This is a genomic window from Helicobacter bilis, assembly GCF_900198365.1.
Classification (GTDB): domain Bacteria; phylum Campylobacterota; class Campylobacteria; order Campylobacterales; family Helicobacteraceae; genus Helicobacter_A; species Helicobacter_A bilis_B.
Genome location: NZ_FZMS01000022.1, coordinates 1 through 21,644 on the forward strand (window position 1 = coordinate 1; position 21,644 = coordinate 21,644).

At 33.3% G+C, this 21,644-nt stretch carries 16 protein-coding genes; 1 reads left to right on the forward strand and 15 read right to left on the reverse strand.

What is annotated here, in order from left to right:
• Positions 1-302 precede the first annotated feature (302 nt).
• The 3 genes from C6H08_RS03445 to C6H08_RS03455 form a co-directional block, all read right to left on the reverse strand.
• Positions 303-1,853: a flagellin A gene (locus tag C6H08_RS03445; protein WP_104686103.1), complete on the reverse strand. Its 1,551-nt coding sequence runs from the start codon at positions 1,851-1,853 to the stop codon at positions 303-305.
• A gap of 211 nt (positions 1,854-2,064) precedes the next feature.
• Positions 2,065-3,378 carry a radical SAM/SPASM domain-containing protein gene (locus C6H08_RS03450; protein WP_034580287.1) on the reverse strand — a complete coding sequence of 438 codons (1,314 nt, stop codon included), beginning with the start codon at positions 3,376-3,378 and terminating at the stop codon, positions 2,065-2,067.
• A gap of 409 nt (positions 3,379-3,787) precedes the next feature.
• Entirely contained in the window at positions 3,788-5,851 is a 2,064-nt protein-coding gene (locus tag C6H08_RS03455) for an FUSC family protein (RefSeq protein ID WP_034580285.1), read from the reverse strand.
• A gap of 430 nt (positions 5,852-6,281) precedes the next feature.
• Here C6H08_RS03455 and ribA point away from each other — a divergent pair, with 430 nt between their 5' ends.
• Entirely contained in the window at positions 6,282-6,863 is a 582-nt protein-coding gene (gene ribA, locus C6H08_RS03460) for a GTP cyclohydrolase II (protein WP_034565528.1), read from the forward strand.
• 280 nt (positions 6,864-7,143) lie between these two features.
• Here the strand turns inward: ribA and C6H08_RS03465 are convergent, their stop codons facing one another.
• The 12 genes from C6H08_RS03465 to dnaA all read right to left on the reverse strand — a co-directional run bounded on the left by C6H08_RS03465 (position 7,144) and on the right by dnaA (position 21,408).
• The gene (locus C6H08_RS03465; RefSeq protein ID WP_052092987.1) at positions 7,144-7,758 is read right to left on the reverse strand and encodes a toxin-antitoxin system YwqK family antitoxin; all 615 of its coding nucleotides are present in this window, start codon (positions 7,756-7,758) and stop codon (positions 7,144-7,146) included.
• Positions 7,759-7,957: 199 nt separating this feature from the next.
• Entirely contained in the window at positions 7,958-10,738 is a 2,781-nt protein-coding gene (locus tag C6H08_RS03470; RefSeq protein ID WP_034565530.1) for a valine--tRNA ligase, read from the reverse strand.
• Positions 10,739-10,756: 18 nt separating this feature from the next.
• Positions 10,757-11,305, reverse strand: coding sequence for a hypothetical protein (locus C6H08_RS03475; RefSeq protein ID WP_034565531.1), 549 nt, complete (start codon positions 11,303-11,305; stop codon positions 10,757-10,759).
• A 9-nt stretch (positions 11,306-11,314) separates the two neighbouring features.
• Positions 11,315-11,851, reverse strand: coding sequence for a hypothetical protein (locus tag C6H08_RS03480; RefSeq protein ID WP_004086246.1), 537 nt, complete (start codon positions 11,849-11,851; stop codon positions 11,315-11,317).
• An 8-nt stretch (positions 11,852-11,859) separates the two neighbouring features.
• Positions 11,860-12,912 (reverse strand): hypothetical protein, encoded by a 1,053-nt coding sequence (locus C6H08_RS03485; protein WP_233708464.1) that lies wholly within the window; start codon positions 12,910-12,912, stop codon positions 11,860-11,862.
• Positions 12,913-13,156: 244 nt separating this feature from the next.
• Complete coding sequence (locus C6H08_RS03490; RefSeq protein WP_034580283.1) at positions 13,157-14,311, reverse strand: glycosyltransferase family 10 domain-containing protein; 1,155 nt, start codon at positions 14,309-14,311, stop codon at positions 13,157-13,159.
• 45 nt (positions 14,312-14,356) lie between these two features.
• Positions 14,357-15,280: a type IV pilus twitching motility protein PilT gene (locus C6H08_RS03495; RefSeq protein WP_034580281.1), complete on the reverse strand. Its 924-nt coding sequence runs from the start codon at positions 15,278-15,280 to the stop codon at positions 14,357-14,359.
• Between the two features lie 13 nt (positions 15,281-15,293).
• Positions 15,294-15,695 (reverse strand): hypothetical protein, encoded by a 402-nt coding sequence (locus C6H08_RS03500; RefSeq protein ID WP_034566065.1) that lies wholly within the window; start codon positions 15,693-15,695, stop codon positions 15,294-15,296.
• A gap of 5 nt (positions 15,696-15,700) precedes the next feature.
• Positions 15,701-16,234, reverse strand: a complete 534-nt coding sequence (locus C6H08_RS03505) for a type II secretion system protein (RefSeq protein WP_034580724.1) — start codon at positions 16,232-16,234, stop codon at positions 15,701-15,703.
• A gap of 163 nt (positions 16,235-16,397) precedes the next feature.
• A complete protein-coding gene (gyrB, locus tag C6H08_RS03510) occupies positions 16,398-18,725 on the reverse strand; it encodes a DNA topoisomerase (ATP-hydrolyzing) subunit B (protein ID WP_034580279.1) in 2,328 nt (775 codons plus the stop codon).
• A gap of 33 nt (positions 18,726-18,758) precedes the next feature.
• Positions 18,759-19,877: a DNA polymerase III subunit beta gene (gene dnaN / locus C6H08_RS03515; protein WP_034580277.1), complete on the reverse strand. Its 1,119-nt coding sequence runs from the start codon at positions 19,875-19,877 to the stop codon at positions 18,759-18,761.
• A 208-nt stretch (positions 19,878-20,085) separates the two neighbouring features.
• On the reverse strand, positions 20,086-21,408 hold the full coding sequence (gene dnaA, locus C6H08_RS03520; protein ID WP_034566070.1) for a chromosomal replication initiator protein DnaA: 1,323 nt from the start codon (positions 21,406-21,408) through the stop codon (positions 20,086-20,088).
• Between the last annotated feature and the right edge of the window lie 236 nt (positions 21,409-21,644).

A 21,644-nucleotide genomic window follows, 5' to 3' on the forward strand; every position in this document is an offset into this window, starting at 1 on the left:
GCTTAATATGACGATTAAAGTAATATGACAAGATTATAGATTGCATGACTTACTACCGCAAGGGGTGTAATGACAAAAAAAGGGCAATTAGTTTTTATAAACCCTTTATGTAATACTAAAAATATATGCCTTTGCCTGTAAATACAAAAAACTTGAATGAAAATAATGAAGTAATAAAAAGTAGATTCTATTAAATAAAGAAAGTTACCAAGCTACCCCCAAATCCATTAAGATAAGGGGAGAGCAAGGAGGCGTAAAACTTGGAATTACTGCTTGCTATGAGCAGACAAACAAGTGTAAGACTAGCTTAAAAGTCTTAAAATGTTTTGTTGCACAGCGTTTGCCTGACTTAAAGCGTAGCTACCAGATTGTGCTAGGATATTGAGTTTATTAAAGTTTGCAGACTCTTGAGCGAAATCTACTTCTCTAATATTGCTTTCAGCCGCTTTAACATTTACTTGTGTTACAGAAATGTTATTCACGGTTGAAATCATTTGCCCTTGAACAGAACCTAAATCCGCACGGATTCTATCTAGAATCTTAGTCGCAGATTCAGCAATATCCATAACAACCATCGCACCACGCAAAGTAGTAACACCAGCACCAAGCTCCGCACCACCACTTGCAACAACTTTATTGAAATTCGCGCCAGCAGCACTTTTAACATCTTTGTTAAACGCACCCATAGTATCACGCAAATTCACAACGGTTTTAGCAACATCTTTGTTGTCAAAACCTAAAGCCTTGTAAGTGTTTTTAGCATCAGTCCCAGACATTACGATAATATCTCTAGAATCTAGTCTGCTAAGAGATAATCGTCCATAGTTTTCAGAACCTTTACCTTCAAGCTTTTGACCACCATTCATAGATTTTACCGCTACTTCTGGCACTTTACCATTTTGACCTTTTTCGTTTTTACCAATAGAAATCTTGATACCACGACCATCAACACTTCGCAAGTTTAGTCGCCCTCTCTCATCTGTGTAGGCTTCAACACCTGTTTGGTTTGTTACCGCGTTGAATGCTTGCACCAAACGACCATCAGAGTCCCCAGCTTTAATGTCATTAATATCACCAAGCGTAATACCATTAATGATAATCTTTGACATTGTCCCTGATTTTACCGCTTCATCAGAAGTTGAGATAACATTTGCGACTGCTCTAATACCTGTTTTATCAGAGTTCTTATTGATAACTTCAGCTAACACACCAATACCTGTGCCAACGCTTGTAGAGATTTTAACAGACTGCAACTTCACATCATTCACACCATCAACATTTTTGAAAACTGTGCTAACAGTGCCAGACGCTGTAATTAGCCCGCCTGTCATAATCCTTACTTGCCCGATTTTATCACTTGTTGTTGCACCAATTGAAGCTTTAATAGATTCATTTGAATAAGCACCAACTTGGAATTCTTTGTTTGTAAAAGCACCAGATAGCAACTTCTGACCATTGAAGGAAGTAGTATTTCCAATCATATCAAGACCTTGGATAAGTCTTGTAATGTCTGATTGAATCGCTCTTCTTGATTCAGTAGTTTGTCCATCTTGTGCCGCTTGTGTAGCTTTCACTTTCACAGTGTCAAGAATTTTAAGCTGCTCGTCCATCGCTTTATCAGCAATTTGGATAATCCCCATAGCATCATTTGTGTTGCTAATTGCTTGTCCCAATGCACTTGCTTGACTACGCAAACTATCTGCGATAATCATACCAGAAGCATCATCTGCTGCCTTGTTGATTCTCAAACCTGAACTTAACTTTTCCAAAGAATCTTTCAAACCTCTTTGGGTAACAACATTCTGCACATGCGCATTCAACGCATTGATATTAGTATTGACTTGAAAAGCCATTTTTCACTCCTTGTGATTAATATTGTAAATATCCCAAGCATCCTTGCTTGTTACTCTCATATCGACATATTTTTAAAACTTTAAAGTATTTTTTTACAGATTATGATTTATTTTATTGTGAAGGTTTGTCTCATGTATTCAAAAGATTAAAAAATAACTTGTATAACATGAGACTCTAGCAGCATATCGACTTGCAAACATTGTGAATATATTATAACAACTCACTATTCACAAGTTTTTCTAGCTGTTTTTGTTTAAAATCATCATTGCAAGAAGTAAAAATCATGTTTTTATTTTTCACTAAATTGTTTATTTTGCATCCGCCTGAGCATATATATTTTAGTTCGCAATCTTTGCATTTTTCTATATGTTCTATCGAAGTGTTGTTGTTGATTGTATTAAATTCCTTAATAATGTGTTTGGCACTTGCAGTATATGGGATATGATAAGAAGAGAAATAACTACAAGGATATATCTTGCCATCAGAATCTATTACAATACTCGTTCCTATCCCGCAATTTTTAAATCGTATGTTTTTAACTTTTGAAGGTTCTACTGCAAAACCTAGCTTCCCTAGTTTTTTCATCAAATTAAAGACAACAATATTGGAATGTTGCATATCGTAATTTCTTAAGTCAAGCTCATGAAGTGCAGCACCAGACATTTCTATTTCATTGTTCAGTCTTATCTGCATATTCTTATAATCAAGCATTTTTACAAAATCAACAAGATTTTCTTCAATATCCAACAATGTGTCTGGGAGAATGGTAACTGCTAAATAAAGAGGTATATTTTTAGCTTTAATAAGATTAATTGCCTGTAAGACTTTTTTGTAATTGCCATATCCTCTATTTTGCTCATATTTTTCCGCCGATATGCCTTCCATGCTAATTTGTATATTTGAAACCAAAGGTTGAAGTTTATCGATAATGGATTCATTAATTAAAATCCCATTAGTAAATAATGACACCTTATGACCACGCAATCCCTCAAGAAGTGAAAAAATATTTTTATGTAGTAATGGCTCGCCACCAGATATTGTTACTGATGTATAGCCATTTATTATTGTAATGTCTCTCACTTTTGCTAAGATATTTTCGATATCTATCTGTTGCTTTTCCACTCTTCCCGCATTTATAAAACAATGCTTACAACGCATATTGCAATCATTTATCACATTAATATGTATGGATTTTTGTATATTATCCATTATCTCTTCATTTTGAGTTTGTGCAAATCCTTCCCTATAAAAATTGTTATTAAAAATTTTCTCAAGCACACTCATTCTTATAGAATAAGGATCTTGTGCGTGTATATTTTTTCTGTAAATAGCAAGAGATTCTTCTATTGTATGTTCACACAAGATACGAAACATGTCGTATTCATCATCATCTAAAACTATCCAAGTGGGATACTCTGGGGCAATCAGTAGATTTTTATTTAAAACCTTCTTATGTATAAAATTAGGAAAATTAATTCTTTCTGTCTCCACAAGTTCAATAGTTTCTGCATCAATTGCTCTCATATTAATTATCCTAAAATTCAGCAGAACACGCTAACAATCCTGTCGCTTATGAGTAGTTCTACATTGGCTTCTCTGTCTAATAACACTAATATCATTTCCTGTTTTAGTCGTCTTTAGCTTAATAACAATTTTCTTTTGCTGCATTTGCAATCCTTTATAAACGATTTGTTGAATAATACAAAAAAAAAAAAACAATTTGTCAAGGTTTTTTATGTAATTTGTCAATACACAACAATCATAGATATTTAAAATCAGTAATATTTTTATGTTAAAACGAGTAGCTATAATTAAGGCAAATTAACTATAAATTTGTATGTTAATATCATTCATAGTATGCGAGTTGAGAATATTATCAAACCGACTTAGAATTCCTTGCTTACAATTAACTGTCTAGCAATTCCCTAACAATCTACTCCGGCGCACTAATATGCTTTTCATTCAAAAGATTATAGAGTTTATTTTGGCTTTGAAATATTTCATGTGTAGTCCAGGAGAAATGGGTGTGCTGTTTGCCCAGAAATACATTATTTTCTTCGAAGTTAAAGTGAGTGGGTTTATTTGTTAAAAGATTCTCAATCATTAAAAATCTTTCTTGCAATACATGTATATCATTTGCATAAATCTCTTTCATATCTTTATCATAATCACTTGCTGAATAAATCTGTGCGATTTCATTGACCTTAATGATTAAAGATTCTAAAACATTAATCAAGTCAAAACCATATACAACGATTTGATTACTCGCTTCTGCCCTTTCACTCTTAGAATCTCTTAAATGATTTTTTAGCTCTTCGACATTATGTAAAAACTCTGCATATTTTGTTTGTATCATATTGCTATCAAGTGGCTTTATCTCTTTATTAGATTCTATTACAAGCGTGCATATATCTTTGAGTAAGCCCACTTGCTTTATAAGCAAAGGCTTTAAAAGATTATGTGCAAAACGCGGAAATACCACGCGAAAAACAATCACCGCAAATACAACGCCAATACCAATATCAACCAATCTATCAAGCACATACAATAAAAAGTCTTCATACATAATAGAATACATCATAACAAACAGGCACATCATAAAACCAGACCATAGCCAAAATGGAAATACGCGTAAATACACCACCAAAAATACAAGCAAACCAAAAAGCAAATAAAACACATACGCATTTGAAAATACAGAGATTCCAACCCCAACACCAATGCCAACAACCGCACTAAAAAAATACTCAAGGCTTACCTTTTGCATACCGCCAATTGAAGGACGCACCACACTTACAACCCCCATGCTAATCCATATCCCACGATTAATATGCAAAAGCGTAGCAAAGATAAGCGACATGCCAATCGCAATAGAGTATTTCACACTGAATCTAAAAGTAATATTATTATAATCAAAGGCTTTAGGGATATTTTTAAAACTCTTTTTTGCAGGTGGATTAAAGGCTGGATCAGGATTCTTCCCCACACGACAAAAAGATTCCATTTTATAGTAGAGAATCCTTAAAATATTTTGCAGTGCTTTCTCAACCTCATTTGCATTTTCTATACTAAGGACTTTATCTACTTGCTGCCTTTCTATCTTTGGGACTTTACCACTAAAAATTTTACTTAAACTATTAAGATTCTCAATGATTTCATGTTTGAGTAATGGATATTTTTTTGCGATTTTATAGTTTGGTAAAAGATTAATTATAAGATAAATATCCTCTATTCTATAAATATAAAATATCGCTCTTTTAATGTTTTTAATCATGTAGTTATCATTATAAAGACTTGATTTTGTATGCAGGGTTTGTTTGATATTATGAATGAGTGAAAAGGTTAAATCTTTATAGCGATTAAATTCACTTTGTGAATTGAGATTTTTCACCATATTTTGCAAATGATTAAGCACGGCAGGATAATACACTTGTGTGTATTTACCATAATTTCCCGGATTATTTAAAAGCAAAAATCCTATAATAATGCCAATCATAGCCCCACTAAATACTACAAACATGCTTTGATAAATAGGCAAAATCACATGGGAATCCACATATACCGCTGCTACTAATGAATTAACTACAACAGGGATAAACATACGATACAAATCAATAGAATGCGCCCTAGACATGCCGACACCAAAGCTTAAAAATAGCACAGGCAGAGCAAGCCATAAAATATCTTGCAAGCTATGCTCCCCATTTAATGCTTTTTCTGCAAGTATGGTAAAAAAGCCAACAGCTATGGTAGAACACACTGCAAAACCTAGTAAATGTGTCTTTCTATCGGCTTGCTGACTAAGTGTCGCATTGAGTAAAAATACTTGGATAGGTGTCATAGTAGCCCAGATTAAGACTTGCTGTCCAAAAAGCATATAATGTGTAAAAGCACTGATACTAATAGCTACCATAGCTTTTAGGGCATACATAAAGCTAAGATAGCCGGGATCATATATTTGCATGTATTTTTTTATGTAATTATGGTAGAAATTCAACCCTTTTTCCTTTTTGCATAATGTTTTATTTTAATAGGGAATCTTATTATACTAATTTATCATTATGGCATACAAAGTGATTTAAAAGTGAAAAATGTATTGGTGAAAATTTTAGTTTTTTTTGTAGAATGCTGTAAAATCTTTGGATCACATTCTTTACTCACTACCATTTAATAAAAATAATTATTCAGTTTTATATGCTTTAAATCTTGTATAGTAGTTTTGCATAATCGTTTTTAGATGAAAATAAAAGATTATGAATTGTAATTAGGTTATAAATTATCAAGCGGTGTAGCAACCATTACACCATGTTGTTTTATAATCATCACACATAGACAAATTTATAAAAGGCTACAAAACTCTATGTTGCCATAATCATAGATTTATATTATAATTTCGGTTTTTACAATGAAAATATTTGGAGATAAATATGTTACAAATTGAGGTTTCACAACAGGCTAATCTGCCTACTCGCTTTGGGGATTTCAAAACAAAAGCATTTCGCGAATACATGCCCAATGGTGAGAAAAGAGAGCATCTTGTCGTTTTTACAGAAAAGTTTGAGAATACGCCGCTAGTTAGGGTGCATTCAGAATGTTTGACGGGCGATGTGTTTGGGTCTAGGAAGTGTGATTGCGGTCCTGAGCTTGCCTTTGCTATGGAGCAGATTCACAAAGAGGGTGGAATGCTTATTTATCTGCGTCAGGAGGGCAGGGGTATTGGGCTTTTTAATAAGATTAATGCGTATAATCTGCAAGATAAAGGCATGGATACGGTGGAGGCAAATGAGGCACTAGGCTTTGCAAAAGATGCGAGGGAATATGAGATTGTAAATGAGATTTTTAAGCATTTTAATATCAAAAAGATACGACTTCTAACAAATAATCCGCGTAAAATAGAATCTATGAATAAATATGTCGAATGCGAAAGGGCAAGTATCATCATCGAGCCAAACGAACATAATAAAGACTATCTACAAATCAAAAAGGCAAAGCTGGGGCATTTGCTGTAAGGGCTTTTAATCTTTTAAAAGATTCTATTTTAAAGGGGTTTGGCTATATTAAATCATGTTTTAATGTCTTGCTTTATTATGGTTTGTAAATGTAATAAAACAGATTCTGTCATATTGGGTTTATAGTAGATTTAGATAGATTATAAAAGTGCTATTGTGGTGTTTTAAGGGGTGGTTTAGAATCTTAACCCCTTTATTTTTACTCATCTTTGAAAAGATATTGTAAAAAGGTTATGTTTATATTCTTTTAAAGTGTTTAGAATATAAAGATTCCCATGTTTTATTCTTCGCAGTATTCTTTAATAACATCATCGTGGTCAGCCCCTGGATCTCTGCTACCTTCAATTAACATAAATTCATCTAGAACCGATTCTGTTTCATCATTACTCAGTTTTTTCTTGGGACATTTTACAAATTCTATCATCATTTCATTACGATAGCGAACTGCACCTAGAAAATTTCCATCTTCAGTATAAAACTTATATTCATGTCTTCTGCCTTTAATATAAGTGCGTTCTTGTTTAATATTCCCATTTTCATAATACCACCTTTTTATGCCTTCTGCTTTGCCATTTTTATATGGTGTTTCACTTTCAAGCTTTCCATTTTCATAATACACTTTTTCTATGCCATCTAACTCACCATTTTTATATGGTCTTTCCATCGAAAGTTTCCCATTTATATCATACTTTTTTACGATACCATTTAATTTACCATCTTTGTATGGTGTTTCTCTCCATATATTACCATTTGAATCATACTCTGTATCAACGCAATCATTCTTTGTATATGGAAAAAAGAATCTGCACTCTGGTGGTTTGTTTGCTTGTAGTCCTTGCAGTGTGATAATGCTTACTAACCCAAAGCCTATTGCCATTTTCTTAAAATTAATCATATTAACCCCTTATAAAATCTAAAGCAGAATGTTGCGATTTTACAAAAAAAACAAAATCAAGGGGATTTAGATAGATTCTATATTTTGATGAAATTTTTAGAATCTTAGCTTAGGGCTAGAATATATTATAAGTTGTTAGGGGTTTGTATTCATAAATCTAGCTAGATTTTATAACTAGATAAGCCATAGATTTACAAGATTAAATCTGTAAAGCTTTCTTCTCATCAAGCACTTTAGCAAGTCTCTCTTTCAAGTCATTTAGATTCTCTTTATTTTGTGTTACAACGGCTTCTGGGGCATTTACGATGAAGTTTTTATTGTTTAGCATATTTTCCAGCTTTGTTATCTCTTTTTCTATCTTCTGGGCTTGTTTGTCTAAACGCTCTAGAATCCCTGCTATATCAAAGTTACTTGCCGCTAGATATACCTTTGTAATCTCGCCAATATCAGCGATACATTGGGCTGGTTTAGAATCTACAAATATAACTTCTTTTACTTTTGCTAGTTTTGCTACAAATGAGATGAAAAACACTTCAAAATTTATAGAAGATTCTTTAGAATCCAGACAAAGCGATTGTAATAAGTCTTTATCATCTTTTTGTAATTCTATAAAAACCTGTGGCAGAATATCGCCACTTATTCCTAAGTTTGCACGCATTCTACGAATAGTGGTAATAGAATCTAAAGTGATTTCAAAGCCTTTTTCTAATGCGGTATTTCTAGCGGTATCTTTTGGGAAAGATTCTATCATAATGGAGCGGTTGTCTTTTAATCCAGATTCTATATCTCGGCTTAGAAGTCGCTGAAATACATACTCGCTTAAAAATGGCATTAAAGGGTGTAAAAGCTTCATAGATTCTATAAGAATACTTGCAAGTTCAAATACACTTTCTTTATCTGCTTTCGCACATTCTATACCAATATCACAAAATTCATTCCACAAAAAGCGATATAAAATACTCGCATATAAATCAAAACGATAAGTATCAAGGGCATTACGCACTTCTTTTATAGCTAGATTTAGCCGTGATTTCATATAGATTCCAAGCGGGGTTTTATACTCATCTAAACTCTCTTTTTCACTGAATCTATACTCACTTCTTAGCTGACCTGCATAAAGCTCTAAGAAACTCATCGCATTTATAATCTTATTTGTAAAATTACGCGTGATTTCAAGCTGCTTTTGTGAAAGGCGAATGTCTCTACCCTGCACACATAAAAACGCAAGGCTAAATCGCACGACATCAGGGCTAAAAGTCGCACAAAGATTGAGTGGATCAATTACATTACCCTTTGATTTACTCATCTTTTGTCCCTTTTCATCAAGCACAAGGGCGTGTAGATATATGTCTTTAAATGCGATCTCTTTGCAGTTAATATCCGCGCTTAAAAGCATTCTAGCTACCCAAAAGAAGAGAATGTCAAAGCCAGTGATAAGCAAGGAATTAGGATGAAAATCTTTTAAATCACTCTCTTGCCATAACTCCCCCTTGCCAAAGTCGCCATTCCCAAAGCCTAGCGTGCTATGCGTCCAAAGCCCAGAGCTAAACCATGTATCAAGCACATCATTATCTTGTGTTATGTTTTTACTGCTGCATTTAGGGCATATTGGATTATCATCTTTACTTGCAAATTCATTCCCACATTCACAATAAAAGACTGGGATTCTATGTCCCCACCATAGCTGACGACTGATACACCAATCGCGTAAATCTCTCATCCACGCATCATAGTTATTCTTCCATTGACTAGGATAGAATCTTGTCTCGTTTTGATTTACTCTCTCTATTGCCCCTTTTGCTGCGTCTTTGCTTACAAACCACTGCTTTGAGATATAAGGCTCGATGATATTACCGCAACGATAGCATTTGCCTACTTTATTTGTATAGTCTTCAATCTTTTCTACAAATCCCGCCTTTTCTAATGCCGCGATAATAGAATCTCTTGCTTGAAGTCTCTCCATACCGCTAAACTCGCCACAATATTCATTTAAGATTCCATTCTTATCAAAGACTATTATATGCTCTAGATTATGCCTTAGTGAGACTTCATAGTCATTCATATCATGGGCTGGTGTTACTTTCACCGCACCACTACCAAATTCCATATCTACGATAGAATCTGCGATGATTTGTATCTTTCTGCCAATAAGAGGTAGTGTGAGTGTTTTGCCGATTAAATGCGTGTATCTAGAATCTTGTGGATGCACCATAAGGGCAGTATCGCCAAAAAATGTTTCTGGTCTTGTTGTCGCAACGATGATGTAAGGATTTTTTATACTAGAATCTTTTAAAGCACTTTCTATAATGTGTCCCTTAGAATCTACATATTCACTCAAGTAATACCGCAAATAATATAGCTTACCTTTATTCTCTTCATACTCTACTTCTATATCGCTTAATGCCCCATCATGTGTGCACCAATTAATCATTCTTTCGCCACGATAGATAAAGCCCTTTTCATACCAATTACAAAAAGTCTCTTTTACTGCGTTTATAAGTCCTTTATCCATTGTGAATCTTGTGCGTTTAAAAGCCGGAGAAAAGCCCATAGTCCGCATTTGCTCTAAGATTTTACCACCGCTTTCTTCTTTCCATTCCCATACTTTTTGTATGAAGGCTTCTCTACCTATATCTTCTTTTTTTATGCCTTGCTCTAATAGCTTTTTTTCTACGACATTTTGCGTTGCGATTCCTGCGTGATCAAGCCCGGGTTGCCATAGCACTCTAAAGCCATCCATTCTTTTATAACGCGTAATAATATCTTGCAATGTAAAAGTTAAGGCATGTCCTATATGCAGCACACCTGTAACATTTGGCGGGGGCATCATAATGCAAAATGGTTTAGAATCTTTATAATGTGGATTATAGATTTCATGGCAATTTGGCTCAAAATAGCCTTTTTTCTCGCATTCATTATAGATTAATTGTTCCCAATCGCTAGTAAATGCCCTTTTGTCGTTAATATTCTGTTCTGCCATATAATTCCTTTATAATATTTAGCGTTTATATGTGCTTTGAGTGATAGCAATGCGTAGTTCAAAGGATAGATTCCCTTTCTTTGTCTTTTGCACTATAAATGGAAGCTCAAGTATCGCACTGATATTTTTTGCATGTAGTCGCGGCACAATATCAAGGATTAAGGCTAGATTATTAATCCCTACTTCGCCTGTGATAGCATAAAACTGCTTTTTAAGCTGGTCTTGCGGTATAAGCTCTTCGCCCATCTTTTTTACATTTATGCGTAAAAAGCCTTTAGGTAAGTTTTTGCGTATTACAGATTCATTAATCACGCCATTAAAGACTTTTATTTTCTCATGATTAGCACCTGAAAAGGCATTAATCTTTGCTTGTGCGTTGTCTCTCACTGCCTTTGTGCTAGCTAATACTTCTTCTGTTACACGAGTAAATCGCACTTGTTCTTTATAGCTATCAACATTTGGCATAATATCTACATTGATATAGTAAGCAACCGCGGCAATAAATAGCACACTCCATACAATATGACGGAAAATAATATCTGGTTCTACATCTTTTAATATTGCCATATTTACGCCTTATATATTATCAATTCTCTCAATCAAGCCATCATCGCTTAAGGTTTGACTGATAGATTCAAAGTTTAGCCAACCGCTTGGAAGTTCATAAAAACTTGCGTTACTTCTTGCATAAATTGTGCGTAATTGCGACTGCAATGAAGTCTCAAAAAGCTCTCTACTGATAGTAGTCCCACGCATAAAAAGCTGGTTATTCTCAAATCTTATCGTGCTTATTTGCACCCCTTGTGGAATCATAGCTATAATATTTTGTATCTGCATACGCAGCTTTTCATCTCTTACATTAATCTTTTGTGCGACTTCAAGCTCATAATATAATCTCTCGCTTTCTTGTTCTAGATTCTTTGTTGATTGCACGATTCTTTCTTGCTCTGCCTTTGCTAGATTCTGTGTTTCTTTTAGATTCTCTACTTGTAATAAAAGCTGGACTTTAAAGACGATTAAAATGCCAAAAGCAAGTATAAAGTAGAATCCCCAAATCTTTGTAGCTGGTTTTAATACATGCTTTGTTGTTGCTTTTGTAAAACTATAAGTCATAATATTTCCTAACTATCTAACTCAATCTGCATAACATTTGTTAATTCTCTCAATAAATCAAGCCCAACAAGTGAAAAGTCTATCATAAGATTTGACTTTATATTATCCACTGCTTGAGATGAGATTCCATAACAATCAAAGAATACAATCTCTTCAATAAAATCGCTTTCATATAATGAATTATTATAAAAATCCTTGATTGCCGCTTGTAAAAGATTAATAATAGTCGTAGATCGCCCTAAATCCTGCAGGTTATCCATACTGGAGCCACCACTATCGTCATCATCACTAGAGCCACTTACATTTTCACTTGCCTCACTTGTAAGACTATCAAAATCAAAGTTTTCATAATCTTCTAACTCATCTTCTAATCCACCAAGCTCTGTATTTAAATCATCTAAGCCTTGTGCGGTAGAACCAGATTGTGTGCTTGTGCTAGATACTAGCGTATCTTCAGAGAGAGAAGAAGGCAGGGAATCTCTTACATTTGTTACACTCTCTCCCGCACTCATAGGTAAAAATGAGCCATATAAAATAGCCTTTCTCGTTAAAACTAATACCGATAAATCCTCTTTTTCCTGCAGCACAAAAAGCTTTGGTCTATCGCCCACAAAAGTTTTTGCTTTAAAAAACAGCAACACAAAAGGTGAGAATAAAAAGTCTAATCCCATAGCCTTTTTAAACATATTTTGATATTGTGTAATATCATCTTTTAAGATAAAGGCAAAAGCACTAGGCAGCTTTATAAACTTATATTCTTTCTCATTTACATTAAATGCGGCGAATTGATTTTTCTTCACACCGGGGACTAAGACTTGTTCTGTATTCTTAGAGAGTATAGCAACATAGCTATATGCGTAACGAGACTTTAGCTTCTTAATAAACTTAATCACTTCAGCAGAGAGATTCCCATCTAGAATCTTAAATTCTTTATCAATCTCTTCTACGATATGACCACCGCGTTTTTTCACAACCTTAATGCTACACGCAGTCGTGTTATAACTCACACCGATAAGCACAGTCGCAAAAAGTGGTCGAAAAAGCATACCAAGAATGCTCACAATAAACCTCATCTATTCAAATTTGCTAGTATTATAGCATATTTAACTATATAATTTTGGGATACTACATCATTATAAAGCAAAAGTCGCTCCATTCGTTAAAGGATTGAGGGTAGATAAAAGTAGTGAAATGACTTTGCAGAACCTAATTTCGTATTTATGTTTACATATATGAAAATATAAATACGAAATCTATCCGTGTGAGATACAACTATATTTTAAAAACAAACAACTTAAGACACCTCTATTTTCGACGTAAAAAACGCATAAAGTTTCTAGGATATTCAGAAATATCACGGACTCCTTGAATAATTTTTCTATATTTAAAACAATAATGTAGGAAATCCGAAGGAAGATTCCAATACTTTGCACTTATGCGTCTAAATTCTAAATGTGTTCTTAGCCAATACCCATCACCACATCTCCTTGCATCATTTGCACCTTGCATAATGATATGATCTAAAAATGCTGATATTTGTTCAGTATAAAATTCATATGGACTAAAATTATTAAGAAATATAGGTTCTCTTAATATAGATTCAAAAGCATAAGAATCATTATCAATTCTTTTTATTTCGTCTATTAAATCCTTAAAAGTTGGAAAATTGTGTGCGTTAATAAAGGCTTTTGGGTTTATCTCATAATCAATGAGTGAGTGAGAAATATTAGGGATTCTCATATCAAAGGTATCATTACCCCCCCCCCCCCGATTATTTATATTTTCACTATTTTTAGAATCTGCACATGTATTTTTATGGACTCTAAGGCTTGTATCTCCCCAATAGATTGGCACACAGCCAGCTAAGAACGCATCAAATAGCTTTTCTGTGAGATAGCCCGGATAGCTTGAGTTCTCAAAGCAAAGATTAAATTTATAGGACTTTAACCACTCAATTTTATCATCGACATTTCCGCCTATATTGTTTTTCCATCTACCACCAGAATCTACTCTTTTATATTTATTTAATGCCTCAAAAAACATATCTCTCTTATCTGTTAAGGCATTATTGCTTACCATAAAACCACAAAATTTTTCCTTTTTATCTAGTAGGCTTATCCTATTATCCATCTCTTTTTGTCGCATTTCATCACAAAAAACCCAAAACATATAGGGCAATCTCAGATGTCTATCTCCAAACTTAATATAATCATAGTCTATACTATAATCTGCTATGTTATAATCTGGACGAATATTCTCTGCTGTATAAAAAATACGCACACAATCATATTTTAAATGTTCATATCCACAAGGTCCATAAAGAATAAAATCGGGCTTATCGCTATATACTACATCATATTTCTTTTGTAATATCTGAATGAAAAAGTTATTGTAAAAATTTTCTTCGCAATCTTTATTCCACCAGTCAAGAACACGCATTTTTACTTGCTGTTTTTGCATATATTTCCTTAAAATCTTAATATATCAACGAAACTTTGGATTCTATCATATTTTACTAAAATGTTGCATACCAACTGATTTACCCATAGAGATTTGAGAATCTAGCTGCCATATTTTATCATCTTTAATGAGCGCACTAACTGCAGGATTTGCGATGAGAATCTCAAAATCAGCTGTTAGTCTTTCTCCATCATCATAAAGTTTCTGCGTGATAATGCCCTGCAAACATGTCGCAAGATTTGCGTGTATATTGCAATCACTTTGCTTCATACCTATCATTCGCGTTATAGCGTCCATGCAGTTATTCGCATGAAAGCTTGCAAGCACTAAATGTCCGCTTAAAGCATGTGTGATAGCAAGAGTTAAGACTTCTGGGCTTAGAATCTCGCCTATTAGAATCACATCAGGATCTTCTCTTAGACTCGCAATAAGGCTAGATTCAAAGCTTTTAGAATGCAAACCTATCTCTCTTTGATTGATTAAGGATTTATCGCTTTTATGGATATATTCTATTGGGTCTTCTAATGTTAGGATATGCTTTCTTGTGGTTGTATTCATATGATTTATCATAGCTGCAAGGGTCGTGCTTTTACCAGCCCCCGTTGTGCCGCATACAAGGATTAAGCCGCTTGTGTTTTCACAAAGCTTTGCTAGGGCTAGGGGTGCTTGTATAGAATCTAGTGTTGGCATTTGATTATTATATATACGCATAGCATAACTCGCACCATTTATAGTTGTAAATTTGCTGATACGGCATCGCACTTCCCCAATATATATACTAACACTTTGCTCGTTTTCTAAGTCTTTGCAAAGGTTTTCTAATGAAGTTATGAAAGGCATGATACTAGAGGCTATGTTATAAAGCAATACCTGCTTTTTCACACGAAAATAGATTCCATTATGTGTTAGGTGAATATCACTTGCATTATGTTTTATTGCATCATTTATCATCTGTTCCAAAATATTCATACACTTCCTTTCTTTACTCTAAAATATAGCGTTTCGCATATCGCAATGGGTGAGTGCTTAATAGTGTTTGTGAGTATATCACAATATCTAGCACTTGCACTTTTTTATCAATTTGTGGCTTACCTTCTTTTATGGTCGCACTATGGAAGATATATTCCCCATAGAAATGCGGGTCAAACTGAATAGAATCTTTTTTGCAATCCTTACTATCATATTGTTTATAGCATTGCAAGGCTATATCATGCAAGGTCTTTGCGTATAGAAGCGATTGCTTTTGAAAATATAGCATAAGTGTTATATCCTGCTTTATAGTAAGTGTCCGCAGAGTATGCAAGGCACTAAGGCTTATAGCAAGTGTGATAAGCAGGGCATAAAGGCTTATGAAGCTATTCTTTGTTTTGAAAGCTATACGCATAGATTCTATATCCCTGTTTTTATTGTAGGCATTTTCTGCCTTACTTTTTCAATGAGTATAGAATCTGCTATACACATATTGATAGAGCAGATTCTATATGAGAGAATGTCATGTGAGTTTATCTCTTCTCTAACAAACTGCATACTTTTGACATTATGCAATAAAATGGCGTTGTTAAAATACAGATTATCATTTTGTAAGGTTAAATTAGCCTTTGTGGTATTTAAAGAAAAGTCCATATACTCGCTCTTATCTGTATCAATAAAAAGCTTGTCATATTGCTCCCATGATATGTTATTTGGTGCTATTATAATGCTTTCTGGCTTTATACTGCCTAAATGTCTATTGATAAAAAGCTGTGTTTCAAAAAGACTTGCATTTGTTACAAGAAAATGCTGTATTTTGTAGTTTTGTGCTTTTAAGGCACTTATGCTTTTCATAAGGCTTACCCCTAAGATTCCAAGAGCAAATATCGCAAGTAGCACTTCTAGTATGCTAAAACCATATTTTGTATTCATGCTATATTTTATGCGTTGCAAGTGAAATCCATATTGTGTTAATTTTATGTAATATTGTAGCAGATTTTGATTTAGGAGTGGATTTTTTAGATACTTTGCCAATAATAGAAGTAACAAGTTTTGCATTATTACTTTTGCAAACACACATAAAATTCATATTAAGCAAATGTGATACTTGACATAACTACACATCAAGATTCTTAACATCTCGTGCGTGTTTTTGGATATATTGTCGTCTTGGCTCTACTTCATCACCCATAAAGATATTAAACATTTCATCAGCCATTTCATCATCTTCTATTTTTACTTGGACTAGAGTGCGGTTTTGTGGCGACATGGTAGTTTCCCATAACTCTTCCTTATTCATCTCGCCTAAGCCTTTATATCGGCTTATATCACCCTTTTTCCTTGTGGCTTCTTCAATCTCTTCTAAGCCCGTTATAATGTCTTTACCCTCTAAAAACTCAATCTCTCTTTCAGTGATTTTTTGATAAATCCTTTTACATTCTTTAAAGCTTATATCATGGAATAGGTTTCGCGTGATTTTTATCTCTGTTATGCCTAGATTTGTTTGTGCGTTTAGCGTAATGCTTACTTCATCAATGTGCTTTTTTAGGACATTATACTGCTTACTTAAAAGATAAGATTCTATATTTTTAGATAAAGATTCTAAATCATGTGTGTCAAGCTCATTTTCGACTAAATATCTTAGGACATACTGCACGCTATATCGTCTCTCTAAATCATTTACAAGCTGTCTATAATGTGCGATAATCTTTAGAATCTGTAATAGCTCATTATGCCCTATACCTTTAAAGTTAAAATGCTCTATACCATTTTCTATTAAAAAATCACTCAAAGCTTTATCATCTTTAAGATAGACTTCCTTTTTATTGCGTTTATATTTATAGAGTGGTGGCTGGGCGATATAGATATATCCGCCTTGCACTAAAGGCTTAAAATAGCGATAAAAGAAAGTCATAAGTAAGGTTTGTATATGGCTACCATCGACATCAGCATCTGTCATAATGATTATTTTATGATAGCGTAATTTTTCTTCATTAAACTCATCGCCAATGCCGCAACCAAAGGCAGTAATCATATTTTTGATTTCTTCGCTTTTTAGAATTGTATCAAGTCTTGATTTCTCAACATTTAGAATCTTACCGCGTAAAGGAAGTATCGCTTGGAATCTTCTGTCTCTTCCCTGCTTTGCAGAGCCACCAGCACTATCACCTTCTACAAGATAGATTTCACATTCACTTGGATCTTTGCTTTGACAATCAGCAAATTTACCCGGAAGAGTTGAAACTGATACCTTATTATCTTTTCGTGTAAGATCTCTTGCTCTCTTTGCTGCTTCCCTACCCCTTGCTGCGATAAGCACCTTTTGCATGATAAGCTTTGCTTGAGTAGGATTTTCTTCAAAAAACTTTGCCATTTTTTCATAGGTAAGCTTTTGGACTATGCCTTTTACAAATGAGCTGCCTAATTTACCCTTTGTTTGCCCCTCAAATTGTGGATCCATGATTTTGGTTGCAACGATAGCGACTAAACCCTCTCTCACATCATCGCCTAATACTTTTACATCTTTTTCGCGTGTATTCGCGTTTGCTTCAATATAGTTTAATATCGCACGACTAAGCCCTGCTCTAAAACCTGCTTCATGTGTGCCACCATCTGGCGTTCTAATATTATTTACAAAGCTTAGCACCTTTTCATCATAGCCTTCATTATAGGCTAGGGCAATTTCTATCTCTGAGTCATATTCATTTTCTGTTGCCTCAAAGCTTAGAATCTGTGTGATTAAAGTCTTTTTATTGATATCTTCTATAAATTGACTTAAACCCCCCTCAAAGTGAAAAGTTGTATCACTGCCATCTCTTTCATCTTTGAATCTTATCTTTATGTCATGTGTGAGATATGCCATCTCTTTAAATCTACGCGTAAGGATATTAGAATCAAACTCTGTTATCTCCATAATCTCTGGATCTGGGAAAAACTCAATAGTAGTGCCATGCTTTTTTGTCTCGCCAATTATTTCTAGCTCTGTAGTTGGGATTCCTTTCTCAAACTCTTGCTTATAGATTTTATTATTCTTATAAATTGTCATAATAAGCTTACAAGAGAGAGCATTTACAACACTTACACCAACTCCATGCAAACCGCCTGATACTTTATAAGTATCTTTATCAAACTTACCACCTGCATGTAATACGGTTAGAACAACGGTTGCTGCTGGCATATTTTCTGTTGGGTGCATATCAACGGGTATTCCCCTGCCATCATCTTCTATAATTGCACTGCCTTTGTCTGTAAGAGTAATTTTAATATTTTTACAGAATCCTGCCATTGCTTCATCAATAGAGTTATCCACGACTTCATATATCATGTGATGCAAACCATTTGTATTTGTATCGCCGATATACATACCCGGTCGTTTTCTAACCGCTTCTAGCCCTTTTAAGACTTTGATATTATCTGCTAAGTATTCTTTTGTTGTATTTTCCATTATTTTTCCTTTCTCTTTATTTATAGAATTTTTTTATATGATTTGTGGCATGATAACTTCTTCAAAATCCTTTGTTATTACAAAGATTGGTTTATAAGGATCATCAATAATGATTTCAAACTCATCTTGTTTAATATTACTGATACATTCTAATAAATGTCTATTCACAAGCCCTATTGTCATTGGCTCTGTTTTGTGATTTTCTATATCATTGATTGTAATTGAGGCACTTGCACCATTTATACCCTCTAGGGTTTCAAAAATGATTTTATTAGATTCAAATGTAACTTTAGCTCTTTGGCATATAGCATTCATTTGATTGAGAGTTTTTAGAATCTTTTCTTTATTGATTTTTAATGTTGGTAGTTGTGGTTTATTTGCAATAATGCTTTTAAAATCTGGGAAGTTTGCATTGATAAGCTTTGCATAAAATTCTATATTCTCACTTACAAAGCATAATGTTTCTATTTTATTACTATCTTGTATTGGCTTAATGTATAGCTCACAATCTGTTGAAAATAGTTTTAGAATCTCTTGTAATGTTTTTTTAGGGATAATACTTATAAAATCTTTATCGCATTCTGTTTGTTTTTGTATATAGCCTAGTCGTTTAGAATCTGTTGCTGCGATATTTATTTCTTTATCTTTAACTTCAAAAAGGATACCTTGCATAGCGATATTAAATGTTTCTTTATCGTTACAGCAGTGCATAATCTTTTTTAGAGATTGTAATAAGAAGTTGTTATTTATATCTATTGACTGAAAGCCTTGTTGTTCATTTTTGTAGTTTTGACTAAAAGGGAGTTCATTTATTTCAAAGATTGGGATTTTAAATACTGAAGCATTATTTTGTTTTATATAAAGATTCTCATTGTCTTGCTCTATGATAACTTCAGAATCATTTAGTCCTTTTATGAAGTTACCTATTGCTTCACCATTTACTGCACATTTTATTTCACCTTGTAATGAGTTTGTTTTGAGTATTGTGCGTATGTATATCTCATGATCTGTTGCTTTAAGGATAAGATTATTATCAATTGTTTCTAAGGATATATTTGCGGTGATATCGATCACATTTTTCTTATTGACTGCTGATTGCATATTTGTTATGGCTTGGTCGAGTATGCTTTTATCAATGCTTATCATATTCATGCGTTTTCCCTTTTAATAAAGTATAGCTGTTGTAGTAGTGTGCTTGAATAATGTGAATAAAGTTTTTTATTTTTGTTTTAAAGCGTTAATTAGGCACTTTTTGGCATTTGTATTTTGCTATTTTTATTCACATTTAATTCATTTTTAGGACACAAACAAAGTAAGAAGTATAACAAAAATATATTGGAATATGGCTTTATTTTCGTAGTTATTGTGTATTTTGTTTGAGTTTTGATAAGAGATTTTGCACTTCTATTTTTAGTGTATTGTCTTTTTCCATTTCTTGTTTGATTGATTTTATTTGTTTGCTTACTGCACTATGGTCTTTTAGGTTTAGCTCTGTTGCAATATGGGGAAAAGTCGTATTGATTGCTTCTCTTGCGATATAGGCTACTATTTTTCTTGATCTTGCTATGATTTTTTTACCCCTTGTTTTTGTTTTTATTTCACTTGGTTTAATGTTATATTCTCTTGCTATAAGATTCACTACATCATCAAAGTTTGTGGCTTTTTCCTCTATTTCTCTGTCTTTTAGTATGTTTTTTACTATTTCAAGTGTTATTGGTATATTCATAATTGACATATTGGCGTATATATCAATGATTGTTCCTTCTATTTCGCGTATATTATCATGGAGTTGTGTAGCGATAAAATTTATTATATTTGGTTCAAGCGTAATGTTATTTAACGCACATTTTTGCTTAATAATATTTATTTTCATATCAAGCTCTGGAGATTCTATCTTTGTCATCATACCCCCTGCAAAGCGGGATTTTAGCCTTTTTTCAAGTTTATCTATGAGTTTTGGTGCTTTGTCGCTTGTCATTACGATTTGTCCGCCTTCTTGGACTATGACATTAAAGGTATTGAAAAATTCTTCTTGGAATTTATCTGTATTTGATAAAAACTGCACATCATCAATGAGTAAATAATCACATGAGCGAAATCTCTCTCTAAAATGTTGCATTGTGTTGTTTTGGATTCTATGTCTGTATTCATTAAACATACTTTCTGCGGTTATATATACAATTTTTGCATTTGGTGTTCTTTCATATACAGCATTGCAGATAGCATATAATAAATGCGTTTTTCCTAATCCTGTGTTGCCATAGATTAAGAGTGGATTCCATTTACCTTGATTTTTTGCTATTTCTTTTGCGGTTTCAAAGGCAAATTTATTACATTCGCCTACTATAAAGCTATTAAATGAAGAATTTTTATTTATGAAAGTTTGATTATTAGTAGTTATGTATTTTCTAGTTGTATTATTTTCTGTGGGTGTTTTATTGTGCTGATTTCTTGCGATAAATTCTATTTTGATTTCATTGATTGTCTTAACTTCTAGAATCTTTAGCATGAGTTTTGTGTATTTGTTCTTTGCCCAGTTTGCTATGAAAATATTTGGGGCTATAAAGATGAGATGACTTGGCGTTGAGTTCATAGAATCAAAAGAGATTTTACTGATATATTGTTGATATTCATTTTCTGGTATTTCATGTTGGAGTCTTTGAAGTAGGTTTGTATTATCCATAATTATCCTTAGTATATTCACTTTTTGTTTTCGTAGTATAGTATAAAAATAGTGAATTAAGCTTATATTCACATATTATATATGAATATTAAGTGAATATTAAGTGAAAAAGACATGAATATAATGTGAATTAGAGTTTATTGGTATTTAATGCAGAATATATTGTGATGAAGTAAAGCTAGTCTATATAAACAGAGAATCTAATAAATGTTCTTTAATAAACCAAAAATGATATG